Source organism: Streptomyces sp. NPDC127097, from assembly GCF_042724075.1.
Classification (GTDB): domain Bacteria; phylum Actinomycetota; class Actinomycetes; order Streptomycetales; family Streptomycetaceae; genus Streptomyces.
The window spans coordinates 79,914-101,449 of the sequence record NZ_JBHXFI010000029.1 but is presented as its reverse complement, the minus strand read 5'-3'; the positions used below and the strand labels follow the sequence as shown (position 1 = coordinate 101,449).

17 protein-coding genes and 1 pseudogene are annotated in these 21,536 nt (G+C 71.7%); 10 read left to right on the top strand and 8 right to left on the bottom strand.

The window, feature by feature from the left end; all coding sequences use genetic code 11:
* Window positions 1-129: 129 nt before the first annotated feature.
* A complete protein-coding gene (locus ACFWJW_RS22360; protein ID WP_387244047.1) occupies window positions 130-1,659 on the bottom strand; it encodes an SDR family oxidoreductase in 1,530 nt (509 codons plus the stop codon).
* Window positions 1,660-1,837: 178 nt separating this feature from the next.
* Complete coding sequence (locus tag ACFWJW_RS22355) at window positions 1,838-3,010, bottom strand: LacI family DNA-binding transcriptional regulator (RefSeq protein WP_387244044.1); 1,173 nt, start codon at window positions 3,008-3,010, stop codon at window positions 1,838-1,840.
* 316 nt (window positions 3,011-3,326) lie between these two features.
* Between ACFWJW_RS22355 and ACFWJW_RS22350 the strand changes: the two genes are divergently transcribed.
* The 6 genes from ACFWJW_RS22350 to ACFWJW_RS22325 all read left to right on the top strand — a co-directional run bounded on the left by ACFWJW_RS22350 (window position 3,327) and on the right by ACFWJW_RS22325 (window position 13,068).
* A complete protein-coding gene (locus ACFWJW_RS22350) occupies window positions 3,327-4,613 on the top strand; it encodes an ABC transporter substrate-binding protein (protein ID WP_387244041.1) in 1,287 nt (428 codons plus the stop codon).
* Between the two features lie 122 nt (window positions 4,614-4,735).
* Entirely contained in the window at window positions 4,736-5,593 is an 858-nt protein-coding gene (locus ACFWJW_RS22345; protein ID WP_387244064.1) for a carbohydrate ABC transporter permease, read from the top strand.
* A gap of 86 nt (window positions 5,594-5,679) precedes the next feature.
* A complete protein-coding gene (locus ACFWJW_RS22340; RefSeq protein WP_387244061.1) occupies window positions 5,680-6,501 on the top strand; it encodes a carbohydrate ABC transporter permease in 822 nt (273 codons plus the stop codon).
* 48 nt (window positions 6,502-6,549) lie between these two features.
* Window positions 6,550-7,839 carry a glycosyl hydrolase gene (locus ACFWJW_RS22335; RefSeq protein ID WP_387244038.1) on the top strand — a complete coding sequence of 430 codons (1,290 nt, stop codon included), beginning with the start codon at window positions 6,550-6,552 and terminating at the stop codon, window positions 7,837-7,839.
* Window positions 7,836-9,929, top strand: coding sequence for an endo-beta-N-acetylglucosaminidase (locus tag ACFWJW_RS22330; protein WP_387244035.1), 2,094 nt, complete (start codon window positions 7,836-7,838; stop codon window positions 9,927-9,929). Before ACFWJW_RS22335 ends, ACFWJW_RS22330 begins: the two co-directional genes overlap by 4 nt.
* 58 nt (window positions 9,930-9,987) lie before the next feature.
* Window positions 9,988-13,068 (top strand): alpha-mannosidase, encoded by a 3,081-nt coding sequence (locus tag ACFWJW_RS22325; RefSeq protein ID WP_387244032.1) that lies wholly within the window; start codon window positions 9,988-9,990, stop codon window positions 13,066-13,068.
* A gap of 49 nt (window positions 13,069-13,117) precedes the next feature.
* On the opposite strand, the gene ACFWJW_RS22320 is transcribed toward ACFWJW_RS22325, so the two are convergent.
* A complete protein-coding gene (locus tag ACFWJW_RS22320; RefSeq protein WP_387244030.1) occupies window positions 13,118-13,423 on the bottom strand; it encodes a hypothetical protein in 306 nt (101 codons plus the stop codon).
* 196 nt (window positions 13,424-13,619) lie between these two features.
* On the opposite strand from ACFWJW_RS22320, the pseudogene ACFWJW_RS22315 reads away from it, so the two are divergent.
* A pseudogene (locus tag ACFWJW_RS22315) lies at window positions 13,620-14,644 on the top strand (alpha/beta hydrolase).
* Window positions 14,645-14,756: 112 nt separating this feature from the next.
* Window positions 14,757-14,951: an antitoxin gene (locus ACFWJW_RS22310; RefSeq protein ID WP_387244028.1), complete on the top strand. Its 195-nt coding sequence runs from the start codon at window positions 14,757-14,759 to the stop codon at window positions 14,949-14,951.
* Between the two features lie 148 nt (window positions 14,952-15,099).
* On the opposite strand, the gene ACFWJW_RS22305 is transcribed toward ACFWJW_RS22310, so the two are convergent.
* The 4 genes from ACFWJW_RS22305 to ACFWJW_RS22290 all read right to left on the bottom strand — a co-directional run bounded on the left by ACFWJW_RS22305 (window position 15,100) and on the right by ACFWJW_RS22290 (window position 18,772).
* Window positions 15,100-15,303 (bottom strand): cold-shock protein, encoded by a 204-nt coding sequence (locus ACFWJW_RS22305; protein ID WP_006601696.1) that lies wholly within the window; start codon window positions 15,301-15,303, stop codon window positions 15,100-15,102.
* 292 nt (window positions 15,304-15,595) lie between these two features.
* Window positions 15,596-16,861 carry a D-alanyl-D-alanine carboxypeptidase family protein gene (locus ACFWJW_RS22300; protein WP_387244025.1) on the bottom strand — a complete coding sequence of 422 codons (1,266 nt, stop codon included), beginning with the start codon at window positions 16,859-16,861 and terminating at the stop codon, window positions 15,596-15,598.
* A 128-nt stretch (window positions 16,862-16,989) separates the two neighbouring features.
* The gene (locus ACFWJW_RS22295) at window positions 16,990-17,871 is read right to left on the bottom strand and encodes an endonuclease I family protein (protein ID WP_387244022.1); all 882 of its coding nucleotides are present in this window, start codon (window positions 17,869-17,871) and stop codon (window positions 16,990-16,992) included.
* Window positions 17,872-18,145: 274 nt separating this feature from the next.
* The gene (locus tag ACFWJW_RS22290) at window positions 18,146-18,772 is read right to left on the bottom strand and encodes a class I SAM-dependent methyltransferase (RefSeq protein WP_387244019.1); all 627 of its coding nucleotides are present in this window, start codon (window positions 18,770-18,772) and stop codon (window positions 18,146-18,148) included.
* A gap of 156 nt (window positions 18,773-18,928) precedes the next feature.
* Here ACFWJW_RS22290 and ACFWJW_RS22285 point away from each other — a divergent pair, with 156 nt between their 5' ends.
* The gene (locus tag ACFWJW_RS22285) at window positions 18,929-19,357 is read left to right on the top strand and encodes a hypothetical protein (protein WP_387244016.1); all 429 of its coding nucleotides are present in this window, start codon (window positions 18,929-18,931) and stop codon (window positions 19,355-19,357) included.
* Here ACFWJW_RS22285 and ligD read toward each other — a convergent pair.
* Window positions 19,331-20,308, bottom strand: a complete 978-nt coding sequence (gene ligD / locus ACFWJW_RS22280) for a non-homologous end-joining DNA ligase (RefSeq protein WP_387244013.1) — start codon at window positions 20,306-20,308, stop codon at window positions 19,331-19,333. The genes ACFWJW_RS22285 and ligD overlap by 27 nt on opposite strands.
* Window positions 20,309-20,338: 30 nt before the next feature.
* On the opposite strand from ligD, the gene ACFWJW_RS22275 reads away from it, so the two are divergent.
* Window positions 20,339-21,496, top strand: a complete 1,158-nt coding sequence (locus ACFWJW_RS22275; protein ID WP_387244010.1) for a Ku protein — start codon at window positions 20,339-20,341, stop codon at window positions 21,494-21,496.
* Window positions 21,497-21,536 lie beyond the last annotated feature (40 nt).

The following is a 21,536-nucleotide window of genomic DNA, read 5'->3' as shown; positions in this document are numbered from 1 at the left end:
CATCCGGGGGGGGTCCGGGCTCGCCCCCCCCGGCAAACCCCCGGTCGGCGTCTCGCGCAACGGGCTGCGGACCCCAACTCGCGTGTACGCAGGGTTACTTGACGGGCCTCGGCGGGCGGCGCGGCCCGATCACGCCGGTCGGCTCCGGTGCTCGGCCGCCGCGGCGGCCGCGATGTTGCGGGCCATCCCGCCGAACACCGCCGCGTGGAAGGGCGAGACGAACCACCAGTAGGCGTGGCCGGTCAGTCCGTGCGGGTGGAACAGAGCCCGCTGGCCGTAGAGCGTACGGCCGTGGGCGTCGCGGCCGACCGTCAGTTCCAGCCAGGCCAGTCCGGGGAGCCGCATCTCGGCGCGCAGCCGCAGCAGCCGGCCCGGCTCGACCTCCTCGACGCGCCAGAAGTCGAGGGAATCGCCGACCCGCAGCCGGCCGGCGTCCCGCCGTCCGCGGCGCAGCCCCACCCCGCCGGCCAGCCGGTCCAGCCAGCCGCGCACCGCCCAGGCGAGCGGAAGGGAGTACCAGCCGTTGTCGCCGCCGATGCCTTCGACCACCCGCCACAGCACCTCGGGCGGGGCGTCCACGGCCCGCTCCCGCCGGTCGGTGTAGAGGCTGCCGCCGGCCCAGTCGGGGTCGGTCGGCAGCGGGTCGCTCGGCGCTCCGGGCACCGCGGCGTTGGACCAGCGGGTGGCGACCTCGGCGTCCCGCACCCGGCGCAGCGCCAGTTCCAGCGCGTCGTCGAAGGCGATGGGGTGACCGGGCGGGTCCGGGTCGGGGACGTAGCGGGCGATGTCGTGCTCGTGGCAGACGACCTCGTGGCGCAGGGATTCGGCGAGTGGGCGGGCCAGGCCGGGCGGCACGGGGGTGACCAGGCCGATCCAGAGGCTGGAGAGGCGCGGGGTGAGCATCGGCACGGGGAGGATCAGCCGTTCCGGCAGCGCGGCGACCCGTGCGTAGCGCTGCATCATGTCGCGGTAGGTGAGGACGTCGGGTCCGCCGATGTCGAAGGCCCGGCTGACGTCGTCGGGGAGGCGGGCGCAGCCCACCAGATAGCGCAGCACGTCGCGGACGGCGATGGGCTGGATGCGGGTGCGCACCCAGCTGGGGGTGACCATGACCGGCAGCCGCTCGGTGAGGTAGCGCAGCATCTCGAACGAGGCCGAGCCGGAGCCGATGATGACGGCGGCGCGCAGCACGGCGGTGGGGACGCCGGACGCCAGCAGGATGTCCGCGACCTCGGCACGGGAGCGCAGGTGGGGCGACAGGTCCTGCGCGGGGATGCCCGCTGGGGTCAGGCCGCCGAGGTAGACGATCCGGCGGACGCCGGCGGCGCGGGCCTGCCGGGCGAAGATCTGCGCGGCCCGGCGGTCGGTGTCCTCGAACCGGCCGCCGCTGCCCAGGGCGTGCACCAGGTAGTACGCGACCTCGACACCGGCCATCGCGGTACGGACCGAGTCCTCGTCGGTGACGTCGCCGCGCAGCACCTCCGTCCGCCCGGCCCAGGGGTGATCGCGCAGCTTCTCCGGTGTCCTGGCCAGTGCCCGTACGTCGTATCCGGCGGCCAGCAGCTCGGGGATCAGACGGCCGCCGATGTAGCCGGTGGCGCCGGTGACCAGGGCGCGCGGGTGCGCCGCGGGGTGCCGCCTGCCGTCTGTGCCGGCCATCCGCGCGGCCTCCTCCGGACTCGGTAGCAGCATGATCAGCCTGCCCGCCAAGTCTGTCACCCGTTCCGCTGCCGGGCATCACGGCGCGGGTCAGGGGGTGTCCGGCCGGGCCTCCTGATCAGGTGCGCCTGGCGCGGCGGGCGGAGCCTGCCCACGCACCGGGCGGCGGCCCGTGTGGTCAGCGGGGCGAGGGCGCCGCGGTGCTCTCCCGCGCCTCCAGGTGCGGCAGTTCGCCCTGGACGGTGCGCAGCGGGCCGCCGTCGAGGACCGCGAGGAGTTCCTGGGCGGCGAGCCTGCCGAAGCCGGGGGTGTCGCGGACGAGCGCGGTGAGCCGGGGGTGGGTGACCCGGCACAGCGCCGAGTCGTCCCAGGCCACGATCGACAGCGCGTCCGGCACGGAGATGCCGCGCTCGGCGGCGACCGAGGCGCCGGCCACGGCCATCACATCGTTGTCGTAGACGATCGCCGTCGGCGGCCGTGCGGCGTCGAGGAGGCGGCGGGTCGCCTCGGCTCCCTCGGCGTCGGAGTAGTCGGTGGTCACCGAGCGGACCTGGCGGTGGTCGAGCCCTCGCCGGTCGGCTTCGGTGCGCAGCGAGCGGATCCGGCGTGCGGTGTGGGCGAGGCCGGGCAGCCCGGCGATATGCACGATCCGGCGGTGGCCGAGGCCGTAGAGGTGGTCCAGGACCCGTGCCATGGCCTTGGCGTCGTCGGCCCAGACGGTGGAGAGCAGCGGGTGGGCCGGGGCGGCGGATTCGGCGGCGGATTCGGCGGCGGATTTGGCGGTGGGTTCGGCGGCGGATTTGGCGGTGGGTTCGGCGGTGGCCGGCCCCGAGGGGTCCGGCCCGGGTGTGGCGGGGCCGCCGACGACCACGGCGGGCAGGCCGAGTGCGGCGAGCAGTTCCGGGCGGGGGTCCTCGGTGCGCGGGTCGACCACGAGGACGCCGTCCACCCGTCGTTCGGCCCACCAGCGGCGGTAGAGCGCGCACTCGGTGCCGAGGTCCTCGACGACCTGGAAGAGGAGCGCGATCTGCCGTGCGGAGAGCACTTCCTGGATACCGGAGACCAGTTGGAGGAAGAAGGACTCCACACCCAGGGTCTGGGCGGGCCGGGCGAGCACCAGGCCCAGGGCGCCGGCCCGTTCGCCGGACAGGGCGCGGGCGGCGCTGTTGGCCTGCCAGCCGAGTTCCTCCGCGACCCGGCGTACCCGGGCGCGGGTGTCCTGGGAGACGCCCGGCCGGTCGTTGAGCGCGAACGAGACGGCGCTCTCCGAGACCCCGGCCCGGCGGGCGATGTCCTTGATCGTCGGACGGCGGGCCGGTTTCCGCCGGGCCGCCTCACCGGGCGCTGTCATGGCGGGCTCTCCCTCGTACTGAACCGCATTAGTGCGCACAGTCTGATCAGCGTCGAGTGGCCTGTCAAACATCGTCGGGCTGTCCGGAATCAGGTCGGCCCGGCCCGCCGTCGGGGAAATTGACCGACGAGGTATTGACACCTACTAAAACGCATTAGTAGCGTCTGCCGCATCGTCGCCCGAGGACTCGCGCAATTACCTGCTCAATGGCCGGAAAGGCCGCCGCGTTATTTTCGGCTGCCGTAAAACAATGGGAATTCCCGGCCGCTCGTGACAATGCCCCTGATGCCCGGTCCGAGCAAAGGAGCCGCCAGCCATGCGTCTACCCCGTCGAGCCGCCACGACCGCGGCCCTGGTCACCTCGGTGCTCGCCCTGACCGCCTGCGGCTCCGCCGGAGCCGGCGGACCGGACAGCGCGTCGGGGAAGGTCGAGGGCCGGGTCACCTTCCAGACCTGGAACCTCAAGGCCAATTTCACGAAATACTTCGAGGGCGTGATCGCGGACTTCGAGGAAAAATACCCGGATGCCAAGGTCACCTGGGTGGACCAGCCGGCCGAGGGATATCCGGAAAAATTGAGCGCGGATGCCGCCGGCGGCACGCTGCCCGATGTCGTCAATGTCTCGCCGGATCTCGCCTATCCGCTGGCCAGGGCCGGGCTCGCACTCGATCTGGAAAAAACCGCCGGGAAATATCGGAAGGAGTATCTCGACGGCGCCTGGGAGAGCCATCGGATGCCGGGGATGACGGGCGTCTATGCCTTCCCCTGGTATCTGAACACCGGCCCGATGTTCTACAACAAGGAGCTCTTCAGCAAGGCCGGACTCGATCCGGAGCGGCCGCCGACGTCGTACGACCAGCTCTTCAGGGACGCGGTGACGATGGCGCGGAAGAGCGACCGGAAGATAGCGATGCTCGCCGGCACACCGTCGATCGAGGACTTCGGGCGCTATGGCGTGCGCCTGATGAACGCCCGTGGCACGGAGTTCACCTTCAACGAGCCGAAGGGCGTCGAGCTGCTGGAGCAGTACAAGAAGCTGTATGCGGCCGGGGCCCTGGACTCCCAGGCGCTCACCGCGCAGGCCGAGTCCGCGGGGCGGAAGTTCCAGCAGCAGTCGGTGGCGATGAATCCGGGCAGTGCGCACGACCTGGAGAACTTCAAGAAGGAGGCGCCGGGCCTCTACCGGCACATCGGCATCACCGACGCGGTCAACAACACCGGTAGGGCCAATATGTACGTCCAGGGCCTGATGGTGAACGCGCAGAGCAAGGTCAAGCCGGCGGCGGTCGCGTTCGCGCATTTCGTCACCGGCCGGAAGAACCAGATGGCCTTCGCCAAGGAGGTCACGATCTTTCCCAGCACCAAGGGCTCGCTGGACGATCCGTACTTCACCAAGGAGGACGGCACCGATGCGACCCGGGTACGGGTGGCCTCGGCCAAGTCGCTGAAGACCGCGGTGAATTACACCCCGGTGCTGCTCAGTGACCAGATGAAGACCGTGCTGCGCAATGCGGTCGCCAAGGCCGTACAGGGAAAGCAGTCCCCCGAGGCGGCGCTGGACGGAGCGGTGGCCGCGTGCAATCGCCTGCTCAAGACCGCCTGAGTCCGGGGCGGGTCGTGAAGACCGGAAGCACAGCGCGCGCCCGGGACACCGCGGCCGGGGCATCCACAGTCGCTCCCCCGCCGGGCTCGTCACGGCGGCGTGCCGGAGGCCCCCGTACACAACTGCCGGCCGGCCCTTGGCTCTTCCTGGCTCCCGGCCTGTTGGTCGTCGGCGCCTTCAGCCTGTATCCGTTCCTGAGCACGGTGGCCCATTCCTTCACCGATGCGCGCACGCTCACCGCGGGGCACTTTGTCGGCGGTGCCAATTACCAGGAGCTGGTCCATGACCCGATGTTCTGGACGGGGCTGCGCAACAGCCTGCTGTACGTTCTCGGGGTCGTACCGCTCCTGGTGCTGCTGCCGCTGCTGCTGGCGATGCTGGTGCAGCGCCACCTCCCCGGGATGACCTTCTTCCGCGCGGCTTTCTACACGCCGGTGGTCGCCTCCGTCGTGGTGGTCGGGCTGATCTGGGTGTGGCTGCTGGACGACCGGGGGCTGATCAATGCGCTGCTGGAGGGCCTGGGCTTCGGGAAGGCCGGCTTTCTCAGCGATCCCTGGTTGCTGCTGCTCAGCGCGATGGCGGTCACGGTCTGGAAGGGCCTCGGCTACTACATGATCATTTATCTGGCGGCGCTGGCCAATGTCCCCCGGGAGCTGCACGAGGCGTGCGCGGTGGACGGCGCGGGGGCGGTGCGCCGCTTTCTGACCGTCACCGTCCCCGCGGTGCGCTCCACGATGGTGCTGGTGGCGGCGCTCTCCTCGGTCGGGGCGTGCAAGGTGTTCTCCGAGGTCTATCTGATGGCCGGTCCGACCGGCGGCCCCGGCGGTGAGGACACCACCTTGGTGATGCTCGTCCAGCAGGTCGGCACCGGTCTCAGCGGCCGGGTCGGCTATGCCTCGGCGCTGTCCGTCGTGGTCTTCGTCCTCACGCTCGGGCTGATGCTGCTGGTGCTGCGGGCCCACCACAAGGAGGACGCATGAGCGCCACGGTGGAGCGGGAGCCGGAGCGCCGGGCCGGGTGGGCGCCCGCGAAGCGCCGGGCCGGGTGGACGCCCGCCGGGCGCCGGATGCCGCGGTGGCAGCTGCTGCTCCGCTATCTGCTGCTGCTCGCCGTGCTGGCGCTGACCGTCGGGCCGTTCCTGTGGCAGCTGTCCACCTCCCTCAAGGGGCCCGGCGAGGACATCTACCGCTATCCCCCGAGCCTGCTGCCGCAGCACCTCACCCTGGACAACTACGCCGGCGTCGCCGAGACCATCCCGGTCTGGGACTTCGCGCTGAACTCCCTCAAGGTGGCCGCCACCAATGTGCTCACCAACTGCGCGGGCGCGGCGCTCGCGGGTTATGCGCTGGCCCGGCTGCGCTTCCCGGGCCGTCGGAGCGCACTGGTCGTGTTCATCATGGCGATGCTGGTGCCGGTCGAGAGCATCCTGATCGCCCAGTTCGTGACGATGCGGGAGCTCCAGCTGAACAACACCCTGCTCGGGGTGGTGCTGCCCGGCTGCATCGGCGCGATGAATGTGCTGCTGATGCGCAATGCCTTCGCGGCGCTGCCGTACGAGGTGGAGGAGGCCGCGTATGTCGACGGCGCCAACGCCTGGCAGCGCTTCGTACGGATCGCGCTGCCGTCGGTCAAGGGCACCCTCGCGGTGGTGGCGATCTTCGCCTTCATGGGGGCCTGGGACGACTTCCTGTGGCCGCTGATCGTGCTGAGCGACCAGTCGAAGTTCACCCTGACCATCGGGCTGAACTTCCTCCACGGCACCTTCGCGGACGATCAGCGGCTGGTCGCGGCCGGCACCGTCATCGCCGTGCTCCCGCTGCTCGTGCTGTTCGCGGGTCTCCAGCGCTTCTTCTTCCGCGGCGTCGGCGAGGGCGCCGTCAAGGGCTGACCTGCCCGCCCCGCCCGTGAGTTTCCACCCCATACCCACAGGAGCCCCATGCGCTTCGGTGTCAACTACACGCCCACCCAGGGCTGGTTCCACCACTGGCTGGACTTCGACCTGGATTCCGTACGCGCCGACCTCGACTCCCTCGCCGGCCTGGGCCTGGACCACATCCGGGTCTTCCCGCTCTGGCCGCTGTTCCAGCCCAATCGGACCCTGATCCGGCCGCGCGCCGTGGAGCAGCTGGTGCAGCTCGTGGACGCCGCGGGCGAGCGCGGCCTGGACGTCAATGTCGACGGCTTGCAGGGCCATCTGTCGAGCTTCGACTTCCTGCCCGCCTGGACGCGGACCTGGCACCGCCGCAACCTCTTCACCGACCCCGAGGTGCTGTCCGGCCAGGAGGAGTACCTGCGGACGCTGGCGGCCGCGCTCGCCGACCGGCCCCACTTCCTCGGGATGACGCTCGGCAACGAGATCAACCAGTTCTCGGACCGGCCGCACCCGGACCCCGACCGCATCACCGACGAGCAGGCCGGGGCCTGGCTGACGCGGATGCTGGCCGCGTGCGAGCGGGGCGCGCCGGGCCGGATGCATCTGCACGCCGCCTACGACGCGGCCTGGTACCAGGACGGGCATCCCTTCACCCCGGCGCACGCCGCCCGGCTGGGCGCCGTCACGGCCGTGCACTCCTGGGTCTTCAACGGCACCGCACAGCGGCACGGTCCGACGGGTACCGCCACCGAACAGCACGCCGCCTACCTCATCGAGCTGTCCAAAGCCTGGGCGACGGACCCGCACCGGCCGGTGTGGCTCCAGGAGGTCGGCGCGCCGGCCCCGCACATCCCGGCGGCGGGCGCGGCGCGGTTCACCGAGGCCACCGTCACCGCCGCGCTGGACTGCCCAGATGTCTGGGGCGTCACCTGGTGGTGTTCGCACGATGTGCCGCGGTCCCTCGCGGACTTCCCCGAGCTGGAGTACGGGCTGGGGCTGCTCGGCAGCGACCGTACGCTCAAGCCGGCCGGGCGGGCCCTCGCGGCGCTGATCACGGAGCTGCGCGGGCGCACCCACCGGCCGCCGGTCCGCGGCACCGCGCTGACCGTCGATGCCGGCGGGGCGGAGGGAGCGCCCCGCCGCTCGGCGTGCGCACCGGGCGGCCCGGTCTTCGATGCCTGGGCCGAGCTCACCGCCCAGGGGGCCCGGCCCGCCCTCGTCCTGGCCGAACTCGCCGCCGACACCGCACATCTGACGTCCCGTGGCATCACCGAGGTCTGCACACCCGAGGACATCGCCCGGCCCCGGCGCCGCTCGTCACCGGCCGCCCCCCACCGGAGGAGCAGCTCATGAACCGGCCACCGTTCCCCGTCTCCCGCCGCCGGGTGCTGCTGGCCGGCGCGGGCACCGCGGCCACCCTGCTCGGTCCGGCCCCCGGGGACGGCACCGCGGTGGCCGCCGGACCGCCCCGGACCGGCGCCGTGGACTCCTTGCGGCCCTGTGCCTCGTACTGGTTCCCCGACTCGCTGCCGTCGGGCACCCCCGGCGAGGGCATCACCTGGCGGAGTCTGGCCGCCTGGACGCCCGGGACCGACCGGGATCTGCCGTTCAACACCGCGACGGTGCCGCTGGCCGAGCGGTTCACGCCGGTTCCGGCGAACACCACCGCCCGCGCCGGACAGGCCCGTATCAGTGCGCTCGCGGCCTTCGACCACACCGCCGGCAATCCGTCACAGGGCTCGGCGACCGCTGACTACTACACGCCGACCCACTGGGCGTACCTCGATGAGCTGGTCTTCTGGGGCGGCTCGTCCGGCGAGGGCCTGATCCTGGCGCCCAACGCACCGGTCGTCGACGCCGCCCACCGCAACGGCGTCCCCGTACTGGGCACGGTCTTCCTCCCGCCGGTCGCCTACGGCGGGCAGCTGCGCTGGACCCGCGATCTGGTGCGGCGGGACGCGGCCGGGCACTTCCCGCTCGCCGCGAAGCTGGTGCAGGTCGCGCGGGTGTACGGCTTCGACGGCTGGTTCCTCAACGCGGAGACCGGTGGCGGCGACGCCGCGCTGGCCGCCGAGATGCAGGCGTTCCTGCGGGCCCTGCGCACCGCGGGCGCCCGGCACGGGCTGCGGATCACCTGGTACGACGCGATGAACCGGACCGGGCAGGTCGGCTGGCAGGGCGCGCTCGACGAGCTGAACCGGCCGTTCTTCCAGGACGAGGCCGGGCCGGTCGCCGACTCGATGTTCCTGGACTTCCGGTGGACCGCCGGGCGGCTGGCGGACTCGGGACGGCTGGCGGAGGAACTGGGCCGCGGCCGCTATGAGTTGTGGGCCGGGGTCGATGTCGAATCGGCGGGCTGGGACAGCGCCACGGACTGGGAGGCGATCCTCCCCACCGGGCGCGACCATGTCGTGTCGTACGGCTTCTACCGCCCCGAGTGGACGCTCAGCCATCTGCCGGCGGGGCGTACGCCCGGCCAGTTCCATGCCGCGGACGACCGGTTCTGGTGCGGCGAGGGCCTCGATCCGGCCGGGCCGGGCGGCCCGGGCGACGGCTGGCGGGCACCGGCCTCCGCCGTCGCCGACCGTTCGACGCTCACCGCGCTGCCCTTCGCCACCACCTTCAACACGGGCCACGGCCTGCGCTGGTACGAGAGCGGCGCGGCCACCTCCGACACCCCCTGGAACCACCTCGGGCTCCAGGACCGGCTGCCGCCGAGACGCTGGGCGGTGCGCACCGGGGGCCGGCGCCCGGAGGTGTCCTTCGACTTCGCGGACGCCTGGCGCGGTGGCAGCAGTCTGCTGGTGCGGGGCGCCCTCGACCGGCCGGCGACCCTGGACCTGTTCCCCGCCCGGCTGCCGGCCGGCGCCGCCACCGTCCTCGACCTCACCCATCGCCTCGATCCGTCGTCGGGTCCGGTGACCGTCGAGGTGGCCGTCGCACCGCGGGACGCCCCGGCACCGGGCGAGCCCGCTCCGTACGTCCATCTGCCGGCCGGGACCCTGGAGCCGGGCGACGGCTGGCGCACCGTCTCCCTGCGCCTCGGTGCCGTCGGCACCGGGACCCTGTACGCCCTGGGGGTGCGGCTGACCGGCCGGGGTGGCGCCGCGGTGGCCTGGCGGCTGGGGGCGCTCGCGGTCCGCGACGGCACCGCGTCCCCCGCCGCGCCGAGCGGGCTGAAGATCACCGGGACCGCCGCCACGGACGGGGCGACCGCGGCGCGGCTGAGCTGGCGGCGCGCCACGGGCCCGGTGCGCCACTACGAGCTGCACCGCCAACTGCCGGACGGGCGGCGGGAGTTCCTCGGCGGCACCTGCGGCACGGCGTACTACGTCGCGGGCCTGCGGCGCGCGGGGCACGAGCCGGCCGCCCGGCTCGAAGTACGCGCGGTGCATGAACTGTTCACCGTCTCGAAGCCGTCGACGGTCCAGCTCCCCTGGTAAAGCGCTTTCAGCCGGCCGGCCCCTCCCCCCTCCCACCCGACGCTACGGAGCCTCTCCCATGCATGACGACCGTGCACTGACCGAAGCCCGCCTCAAGCGCGTCCTGGACGAGCGCATCCGGCCCGCCCTGTATCCGGCATCGGTTCCCCTGGAGGTCGCGGCCTGGGTCGCGCCGGACACGGGGGCCTCGCCCACCGGAGCGGAGCCGGGAGCGCGGGAGACCGTGCCGGTGGCGGAGGGCCTGGCCGCCGCCCATACGCCGGTGGCGGTGGGGGACGCCTGGGGCGCGCCCTGGGCCACGACCTGGTTCAAGGTCCGCGGTGAGGTGCCGCGGGAGTGGGCCGGCCGCACCGTGGAGGCGGTGCTGGACCTGGGCTTCGACGAGCGGATGCCGGGCTTCCAGTGCGAGGCGCTGGTGTATCTGCCGGACGGCAGCCCGGTCAAGGCGCTCAACCCGCGCAACCAGTGGGTGCGGGTGGGCGCCCCGGTGCGTGGCGGGGAGCGCGTCGAATGGCACCTGGAGGCCGCGTCCAACCCCGTCATCCTCGATGTCCACCCGTTCCGGCCGACGCCGCTCGGCGACCGGGAGACGGCGGGCAGCACACCGCAGTACCGGCTGGCGCGGATGGATCTGGCGGTGTTCGACACCGAGGTGTGGGAGCTGATCCAGGACCTCGAAGTGCTGGGCGAGCTGATGGCCGAGCTCGCGGTGGACAGCGCACGGCGCTGGGAGCTGCTGCGGGCAGCGGACCGGGCGCTGGACGCGGTCGATCTCCAGGACGTCAACGGGACGGCGACGGCGGCCCGTGCGGCACTGCGGGAGGTGCTGTCGGCGCCCGCCGGGGCCTCCGCGCACCGGATCAGCGCGGTGGGGCATGCGCATATCGATTCGGCGTGGCTGTGGCCGCTGCGCGAGACGGTGCGGAAGGTGGCGCGTACGACGTCGAACATGACCGCGCTGCTGGCGGACGAGCCGGAGTTCGTCTTCGCCATGTCGCAGGCGCAGCAGTACGCCTGGATCAAGGAGCACCGGCCCGAGGTCTACGCCAAGGTCAAGAAGGCGGTCGCGGAGGGCCGGTTCGTTCCGGCGGGCGGCATGTGGGTGGAGTCGGACACCAATATGCCCGGGTCGGAGGCGATGGCCCGGCAGTTCGTGCACGGGAAGCGGTTCTTCCTGGAGGAGTTCGGCGTGGAGAACGAGGAGGCATGGCTGCCGGACACCTTCGGTTTCGCCGCCGGGCTGCCGCAGATCATCCGGGCGGCGGGGTCGAAATGGCTGCTGACGCAGAAGATCTCCTGGAGTCAGACCAATGCCTTTCCGCATCACACCTTCCGCTGGGAGGGCATCGACGGCACCCGGATCTTCACCCACTTCCCGCCGGTGGACACCTACAACTGCCAGATGGCCGGCGGGGAAATCGCCCATGCGGCACGGAACTTCAAGGACAAGGGGGTGGCCCGGCACTCGCTCGCACCGACCGGCTGGGGCGACGGCGGCGGTGGCACCACCCGCGAGATGATCGCCAAGGCGCGCCGGCTGCGCGATCTGGACGGCTCGCCGACGGTCGAGTGGGAGCGGCCCGCGGACTTCTTCGCGAAGGCCGAGGCGGAGTACCCGCAGGCGCCGGTCTGGGTGGGCGAGCTGTATCTGGAGCTGCATCGCGGGACGCTCACCAGCCAGGCGAGGACCAAGCGCGGCAACCGGCGCAGCGAACAGCTGCTCCGGGAGGCCGAACTCTGGTCGGCCACCGCAGCCGTGCTGGCGCAACACCCGTACCCCTACGCGGAGTTGGACCGCATCTGGAAGACCGTGCTGCTCCACCAGTTCCATGACATCCTGCCCGGTTCCTCCATCGCCTGGGTGCATCGCGAGGCGGCCGCGACCTATGCGGCGGTCGCCGCCGAGCTGGAGGGCCTCATCGCCGCCGCACTGACCGCGCTGACCGGCACCGGCGGGACGGAGCTGGTGGTGAACTCCGCCCCGCACGCCCGCGGCGGCGTCGCTGCGGGAGCCGTGGGGCCCGCGGTGTACGAGGGGCCCGAGGTCTCCGCCGTACCCCGCGACGACGGCGGGTTCACCCTCACCAACGGGCTGCTGCGGATCGGGATCGACGGCCGCGGCCTGGTGGTCTCCGTACACGACCTGGTGGCCGACCGCGAGACGGTGGCGCCCGGCGCGGCGGCGAACCTGCTACAGATCCACCCGGACTTCCCCAACATGTGGGACGCCTGGGACGTGGATGCCTTCTACCGCAATGTCGTCACCGATCTGACCGGCGCGGACGAGGTCGTGCTCGGCGCGGTGTCCGGGGAGGCGGCGACGGTGCGCGTCACCCGCACCTTCGGCGCCTCACGGGTGGTGCAGACCCTGACGCTGGCGCGCGGACAGCGGCGGCTGGATCTCGGCACCGAGGTCGACTGGCACGAGACCGAGAAGTTCCTCAAGGCCGCCTTCCCGCTGGACCTGCACGCCGAGCGCTATGCGGCCGAGACCCAGTTCGGCCATGTCCACCGGCCCACCCACACCAACACCAGCTGGGAGGCCGCCAAGTTCGAGACCTGCGCCCACCGGTTCGTGCACCTCGACGAGCCGGGCTGGGGCGTCGCACTGGTCAACGACGCCACCTACGGTCATGACGTCACCCGTACGGTCCGGGAGGACGGCTACCGGGGCACCACCACGACCGTCCGGGTCTCCCTGCTGCGCGCCCCGAGGTTCCCCGACCCGGAGACCGACCAGGGCGTCCACCGCTTCCGCCATGCCCTCGTACCGGGCGCCGCTCTCGGGGACGCGGTGCGCGAGGGCCATCGCATCAATCTGCCCGAGCGCCGGATCACCGGTGCCGCGGCGGTGGCGCCGCTGGTCACGGCCGGCAATGACGCCACCGTGATCACCGCGGTCAAGCTCGCCGACGACGCGAGCGGCGATGTGATCGTCCGCCTCCACGAGGCACACGGCGGGCGGGCGCTCACCACCCTCACCACCGCCTTCGAGCCGGCCGGCGCGGTCACCACGGATCTGCTCGAACGCCCCACGGAGGACGGCCCGGCGATCGAGCGGCAGGGCAGCACCCTGCGGATGCGGCTGCGCCCGTTCCAGATCGTGACCGTGCGGCTGACCCGGGCGGGCGGCCGGTAGCGGCCGGAGGGGGAGCGCCCGGACGGGGGCGGAGCGCCCGGGGCGTGGGTCACGCCCGGGGCCCGCCCCATCGTGACCGGACGTCCCGGCGCGGCTCCGCCCGCCGCTCCCGTCCGGAGCCGCGCCCGCTGCCCGGGCCGCCGTCACAGTCCTGCCCGCTCCCCCTCTCATGGCCGTACGCCGCCTCATGGTCCGGATCACGGCTCGGATCCAGGCCCAGCATGTCCATCAACAACGACAGGTCGTCCGCGTTCCGCGCATGACCGGCCAGCGCCTTCCTGGCGAGCCGTCGTTCCTCGTCACACGGCACGGCGCGCGGCGCGGGGTCCTCGGCACTGCGGTGTTCATCGCTCACCGCTGCATTCTCGGCCGGACCACGGGACCGTGCCCGTCGAGCGGGCCGGGGACCGCCCCGTGGAAACCGCCCGGGAGACGCTGCTCCATACGGGTGGGACGAGCCCCGCGGCCCGGCTCGCGGCAAGGGAACCCGCGGGACCCCTTTTCCCTCTTTATGAGCACTTGAACGTGATCACCCAGCCGCGGAGTCCTCTGTGAAACGCCCCTACGCCGTTGTGCTCGCCGCGACGCTCGCCGCCTCCTCCGTGCTGCTCGCCGGCTGCTCGGACACCGGTCAGCCGGTCGACTTCAACCCCGGCGGGAAGGGCGACGGCGCCGCGCGGGCCAAGCCCGTCGACGACGACACCCTGATGCCGACCGGCCCGAAGAGCGACTTCCGGATCACCCGGACACTGGACGACGGCACCCATATAGCGCGGGCGACGCTGCACGGCCAGAAATCCGGTGTCACCGGAAGCGTCTGGGTATGGGCTCCCAAGGAATACGGGGACCCGAAATACGCCAAGAGCGGATTTCCGGTGCTGATAGCCCTGCCGGGCGGCCTGGGCAGCCCCAAGGAGCCCGGCGGGGTCACGAATTACTGGGTCGGCGGCGACATCGAGCTACCGGAGAACATCACCCGGTGGACCGCGGAGGGCAAGAGCCTGCCGTTCCTCGTGGTGATGCCGATGCTCAATCCGGACACCCGGTACCACGACGCCAGTGACATTCCCGGCAGCCAGAAGATGGGGACCTGGCTGACGGAGGACGTCGTCCAGCTGGCCCGGGCCAACTTCCGTACCTTCAAGTCCCGCGACGGCTGGGCCTTCATGGGGTCGTCCTCGGGCGGCTTCGCCGGGCTCAAGTCGGTGCTGAAGCACCCGGACAAGTTCAAGGCGGCGATAGCCAGCGGCCCGGATCTGGCGCCCGACTCGCCGTTGTGGGCGGGCCACCAGACGGAGAAGGACGCGAACGATCCGGCGAAGCTCGCCCAGCGCCTGCTGCGCAACGGCGGTCCGGACGTCTATCTCGCCTTCCAGGCCGGCTCCCGGGAGTCCACCAAGGTCACCGACCCCATCCGCCGCTTCCGGCAGACCTACGGCAAGGGCCCGATCCACACGCCCTACAGATCATCCCCGGCGGCCGGCACAACGCCTGGGACTACCAGAAGGGCATGGCGGCCGGTTCCATCAAGTTCATCAGCGACCGGATGAAGGCCCCGGTCCCGAGCGGTTCCTGAACGGGGCGGCCCGGCTGCCGGGGCCCTGGCAGTGCCCCTGGCGCGCGGATGCAGATCGCCGGGGAGGGGGTGATGCTGGAGTCGTGGGGGACCTTCGTGAGGAGGACGCATCATGTCCATGATGGACAAGATCAAGAGCATGCTGAAGGGCCACGAAAGCCAGACGGAAAAGGGCATCGACAAGGCCGGCGACATGGCCGACGACAAGAGCCAGGGCAAGTTCAAGGGCCAGGTGGACACCGGCCAGGAGAAGCTCAGGGACGAGTTCGGCGGCGGGCAGGGCCCGGATCAGCCGCCGCGGCCCTGAAGCACGGCCCTGAACCGGTGGCGGTCACCGCCGCCCCACCGCTTACGCCGTACGGATGAGCACCGCGTGGTCCGTCCGGGCCGCGCGCCACACGACGGTGCCCGCCCCGGGGGTCGGGAGCGGGCACCGAGGGGCGAGTCGGCCGGACCTACGCCAGCCGGATCTTCTCCGCCTGCGGGCCCTTGTGGCCCTGGGTGACCTCGAAGGTCACCTTCTGGCCCTCCTGAAGCTCGCGGAAGCCCGTGGCGTCGATGTTCGAGTAGTGCGCGAAGACGTCGGCGCCGCCGCCGTCCTGGGCGATGAAACCGAAGCCCTTCTCCGAGTTGAACCACTTCACTGTGCCGGAAGCCATATTCCGTCTCCTTCGTTCAATGGGCTCGAATCGGCTTCCGCGTGCTGCGGAACCCGGAGGTGATCGCCCTGGCCCGGAGACGCGCTACACAGCAAGGACGCCCGTGAAGGCGACACGGGCGTCCGGCACTTCGGAACCACGACAGCTGATCAGGACGCTACACCGAGCAACGCCCGGCAGGCCGCACAACCGTGGCTGACGCGTCGCCCTTCACCGGGCAAGGCCATCGGCTGTCCTCCGTATCCCTGACCGATCGGATGGATGTACGACGGCCGGCGCCGCGGGGACGGCCTCAGGCGGACCCGGACTCGGACCCGCCCCCGGACCCGGACTCGCCGCCCGCGTTCGCGCGCGCGGTGCGCCGGCGCCGCCACAGCGCGGTACCGAGCCCGGCGGCGCCGATGACCCCGACCGCGCCGGCCGCGGACAGGAACCACCAGTACCGCGTGAACGGCGCGCCGTCCGGCTGTCCGATCCCCGCCTTGTGCAGCGGCACCGGCCGGTGGGCGACGGGCCGCGGTTCACCGGTGACCTCATCGGGCTCCATGGCGGGGAGCACCCCCACGGCCGCGGCCCGGGGGGCCGCCTCGAACCCCCAGTCCAGCAGGGCGCGGGTCTCCTCGTAGACGGCGTTCCGGCCGCCGGACCGCGGATTCATGAGGGTGACCAGCAGCGTCCGGCCGTCGCGCCGGGCGGCGGCGATCAGGGTGTTGCCGGCATGGGTCGTGTAGCCGTTCTTCACCCCGATCAGGCCCTCGTACGGTCTGACGCCGTGTGAGCCGACCAGCAGCCGGTTGGTGTTCTGGATGGTGAACGCGTCCGGGCCGCCGTCCTCCGGGAGCTGGGCCCGCTTCGTCGAGGCGAAGTGGGCGAAGTCCGGATTGGTCAGCCCGGCCTGCCCGAAGAGCGTCAGATCGTAGGCGGACGAGACCTGTCCCGGCGTGTCGAAGCCGTCCGCGGACGCCACCCGGGTGTCGCGGGCGCCGAGGCGGCGGGCGGTCTCCTGCATATCGTCGATGGTCTTGCGCCAGCCGCCGTTCATGCTGGCCAGGGTGTGCACCGCATCGCTGCCCGAGCTGAGGAACACACCGCGCCACAGGTCGGCGACCTGGTAGGGCATGTCCTCCCTGAGGCCGGCGAGGGAGCTGCCCGACTCGATCCCGGCCAGGTCCTCCAAGGAGACGGTGTGCACCTCCCCCTGGGAGAACTTCGGCAGCACCGTCAGGGCGAAGAGGGTCTTGAGGGTGCTGGCGGGTGGCAGCGGCCGGTGGGCGTCCTTGGCGGCGAGGACCTTGCCGCTCGTCAGGTCCGTCACCATCCACGACAGGGCGGTGACCTCGGGCAGCTCGGGCACGTCCGGCCGGGGCCGGAACCGCACTCCGCGCCCGTCCAGCCGGCTTTCGGCCTCGGCCGGTTCGGCCGTGTGCGCCGCGGGCCGCAGGTCGTCGATGCCGTGCGGGCCATCGGCGGCTGCCGGGCCGGGCACGGCCCACAGGCTCGCGGCACAAACAGTGGCGGCGGTAACGACTCTGACGGAGGCCCAACTCACGCTAGACATGTGGCCCACGCTAAAAACGACCGCGGCCGGGCGCTGGTTGGCCTACTCCATCCGGTGCGTGAGCGCCCCGACTGCCGTAGGCGGTGGGCCGGGCCCGGCGGAATGACCGCCGGGCCCGGCCGGAAGGGCTACCAGATCTCGCCGACCCATTCGGGGTGGTCGATGAACGGGTTCCTGTTGTGCTGGTACTTGTCGAATATCACCTGGTTGCGGTGCTTTTCGAAGGTGTCCGGCGGGTCCTGCTCGCTCCACTTCTTGAGGACGGAAAGCCGGCCGATATGCGGCTGGGTGCCGTTGTCGACCTTGTCATTGGGCTCCAGATCGGCGAATCCGTCGCCCCCGTCATAACGGACGGCCATGTACAGGATCATGCGGGCGACATCGCCCTTGACCGCGTCTCGGGGCTCGAAGGAGTCGTCGTCGGTGTTGTTTCCGGGCGCCTCGTCGACCTTCGTTCCACCGTTGTCGAAGTCCTTGTTGCCGCGGATGCTGTTGACCGACACATCCTCCGGGCGCAGATGGTGGATATCCGTACCGGGGCCGGTGTCGGTGCCGAAGTCGCCATGGGACTTCGCCCAGACGTGCTCACGATTCCAGTCGTCCGGGTTGCCGCCGTTGGCGTTCTTGCTCTGCGAGCGGCCGGTGTACAGCAGAATGACGTTGTCGCTGTTGTCCGGGTCCTGGTCGGTTTCCTTGAGGGCGTCCCAGACCTGGTCGTACGTCAGCTTTCCGGTCTGGGTGCTGCTGATGATCTGGTGCAGCGCGTCCTTGAGCGCCTGGCCGGTCTTGCCCTCGGCGTCTTTGTAGTACGTGTCGTCATACGACGTGCCGTCAGCCGTGCCGGCGGACCGGGACGCATGCTGTGCGGCGGATGCGGCAGCGGCCCGGTGCGGTGCGGCCTGACCGGCCGTCGCATTCGCCGGAATCTGTGCGACCACCGCCGTCAATGCCGTGCCGCCGGCGAGAGCCAGCGCGATACGGGCGCGACGGGTCACGCGTTTGTTGTCCACGAGGGGTGTCCTCTCCCCGAATTGTGGTGCCGAGTCGTGAAAATGTGGGGCACGACCGGCACCGGCCGTTGGGAGCGGCCATCAGCAGCTTTCCATCGCGGTAATCACCACAGTGTGAACACCAGGGGAGAGTTATGTGTCCACCCCGTGGCAATCACCGAATTCCCCCGAAAATGCCGCCGGTTCACCAACGGTCGTGCGCCGTCGGTACGTTGAATGCATTCGGCCCGCCGGCCCGGCCCCGCCCCCGAAGTACCGGCTCCCTGCGCGGTGTTCAATGACGCGGTTTGTCCCACACCAGCGAATAGCGCCACAGCAGATGGCGGCGGAAGCGGCTGCCCGGCAGACACTCCCGGGCGGCCAGCCGGACCTCGCCCCAGGCCATGGCCGGGTCCAGCATCGGCATCTCCGGCGGCCCGGTCTTGCCACCGTGGCGCCGGGCCAGGAAACGGGCCGCGGGAACACCGGCGCCGCTGATGGCCCAGTCCAGGGGCGTCCGGTTCCTGGCGAGCCCGACGAGGACGAGGCGGCCGCCCGGGGTGAGCAGTTCGGCCATCCGGTGGACCGCGCCGGCGAAGTCCAGGTGATGGACGACCGCCACGGCGGTGAGGAAGTCGAAACCGCCGGACGGGGGACCGTCCGGCGCCATGAAGTCGGCCTCGACGAACGCGGCGTTCGGGACCTGTGCACTGCGCCGGCGGGCCAACCGCACCATCGCGGCCGAACGGTCCACCCCGGTCACCTCGCGGATCCGCTCCGCCAGCTTGCGGACCAGCAGCCCGTCGCCGCAGCCGACGTCCAGCGCCCGGCCGCACCCGTCCGGCACCGCATCGAGCACCAGCCGGTGGTAGTGCACATTGTGGTTCCAGTACAGGTGCGGTGCTTCGTCACGTCGCGGCATCCGGCCACCGTAACGAGGACGGCGGCACCCCTTGGGCTCATCGGGTGAACCCACGCGCCCTGCGCAACCGAACAGGCGCCGCCCGGCTTCCGGAGAAGTGACAGCCGCATTCTCCGAATCCCCTGGATTCTTCGGACCGTGAGTTGTGGAGGCCCCATGGCGCACTTTCGCCCCACTCCCCCGCCGTACGGCGTGACGCCGGATTATGTGCTCGCTCCCCCGCGCCCCGAGGAACGCCTCGGCGCGCCCACGGATTCGCTGGGGGCGCCGCCCCCGTCCCGCGTGGACCCCGTGCTGCCGCCCCCGCGCCCGGAGGACCGGCTTCCGTTCGGCCCGCCGCAGCCGCAGGACCGGCCGTTCCTGCCGCCGCGCCCCCAGGAGCAGCGGCAGGGGCCGGTGGCCCTGCCCGATCGCCGGCGGCAGGACCTCCAGGCCGCGCTGACCGCGGCCGGTGTCGCCCCGACGGACGGGGACCTGGCCGCCCTGGCGCAGATCGCGGCCCTGGGCGACACCACGGCCGGTGCCGTCATCAACTGGCTGGGGACCGCCGCGCGCGCCTCATGGCCGCGGCCGCACGCGGTGTGAGCGGCCGGCCGGCCCGCCACCGGCCCGGGGCTCGCCCCGGGCCGTTCCCGGCCGACGGGGGGCCGCGGTGGGCAGCGGGCGGGCGCGGTCCGGATCGAGGAGCGGGGCGAGCAGATCGCCGTGGCGGGCGCAGCGGGGCTCGATCTCGTCGAAGAGAAAGGTGAGTTGCCGCGGGTCGGTGCAGTCGGCGATCTCGTCCCAGGTGACCGGGGCCGAGACGGTGGGGGTGGCACGGGCGCGCAGGGTGTAGGCCACCGCGGTGGTCTTGGCGGCGGCGTTCTGGGAGAAGTCGATGAAGACCTTGCCGGGGCGCAGCGCCTTGGTCATCTTGTGCACGACCAGGTCCGGGAGGGCCGCCGCGGCCTCGACGGCGAGGCTTCTGGCGTACGCGGTGGTCCGCTCGGACGGGGTGGGCTCGACGGGCACGATGAGGTGCAGGCCCTTGGAGCCGCTGGTCTTGGCGTAGACATCGAGGCCGTCGGCGGCCAGCCGGTCGTGCAGCCACTGCGCCGCGGTGCAGCACTCCACGATGGTGGCCGGGGCGCCGGGGTCGAGGTCGAAGACGAGCCGGTCGGCCACGCCCGGTGCCTGCCGCGTCCACTGCGGGGTGTGCAGCTCGACGACCAGGTTCGCGGCCCAGACGAGCGCGGGCAGGTCCTGGAGCAGGACCTGCCGGGTGGGCCCGGACCTCGAATGGGGGACCTCGCACGTCGTCACCCAGGAGGGCGTGCCGGGCGGCACGTTCTTGGCGAAGAAGCGCTGGCCGTCCGGCCCGTCGGGGTAGCGCAGGAAGGACAGCGGCCGGTCGTGGAGGTGGGCGAGCAGCGGGCCTGCCGTGGTGGTGCAGTAGTGCAGCACCTCGCCCTTGGTGGTGCCGGTCTCGGGATAGAGGACCTTGTCCAGGTTGGTCAGCGAGAGGCGCCGCCCCTCCACGACGGTGATCGGCGACATACGATGAGAATCCCACACAAGGGATGAAATATGCGTTCTATATGGAATGGGTCCATATCGTTCGGTCTGGTCACCATCCCCGTGAAGACCTACAGCGCCACCGACCGCACCTCGTCGGTGTCCTTCGTGCGCATCCACGAGAAGGACGGCGCGCAGATCCAGTACCGGAAGATCTGTGAGCTGGACGGCGAGGAAGTCCCGAACGAGGAGGTCGGCAAGGGCTATCAGGCGCCGGGCGACGACACCATCGTGCCGATCACCGACGACGATCTGTCCCGGCTGCCGATGCCCACCGCCAAGACTCTGTCGATCCTCTCGTTCGCCGACCCCGACGAGATCGACCCGCTCCAGATGGACAAGGCTTACTACCTGGGGCCCAACGGGGCGGCCGCCACCAAGCCGTATGCGCTGCTGCGGGAGGCGCTGGAGGACCATCGCAAGGTCGCGATCGGCAAGGTGGCGATGCGGGGGCGGGAGTCGCTGGCGATGCTGCGGGCGCACGACGGGGCGCTGGTGATGCATACGCTGCTGTGGCCCGATCAGATCCGGCCCGTCACCGGTGTGGCCCCCGACGATGTCGAGCTCCGCGAGAACGAGCTGACGCTGGCCGAGACCCTGATGGACTCCCTGGGCGAGCTGGACCCCGCCGAACTCCACGACGACTACCGCGAGGCCGTCGAGGAGCTGGTCGCCGCCAAGCTGGAGGGCGAACCGGTCGCCCCCGCCGCGTCGGCCGCCTCCGGCGCCCAGGTCATCGATCTCACGGCGGCGCTGGAGAAGAGCGTGCGGGCGGCACGGGGCGGCGGGGAGGCCGATACGGAGGCGGAGTCGGCGTCCGTGACGCCCATACGGGGGCGGAAGACGGCGAAGAAGGGCGAGGCGGAGCGGGGCGCCGCCAAGAAGAGCGGCGCGGCGGCCAAGAAGGCCACGGGCAAGAAGACCGCCCCGGCCGCCGCGAAGAAGACTCCGGCGAAGAAGACGGCGGCCGCCCCGAAGGCGGCCGGCGGCCGGGCGAGGGGCACGTCGACGGCCAAGAAGACCGCATCCGCCGGTACTTCCCGGAAGAGCACGTCGACGAAGACCCCATCGAAGAGCGCATCGAAAGGCACCGCGTCGAAGAGCACCGCCAAGAAGACCGCCGCCAAAAAGACCGCGGCCAAGAAGACGGGCAAGAGGTCGTCCGCGTAGGGCCGTCGGGCCGCCCCACCGGCGGGCGGCCGTTCTAGAG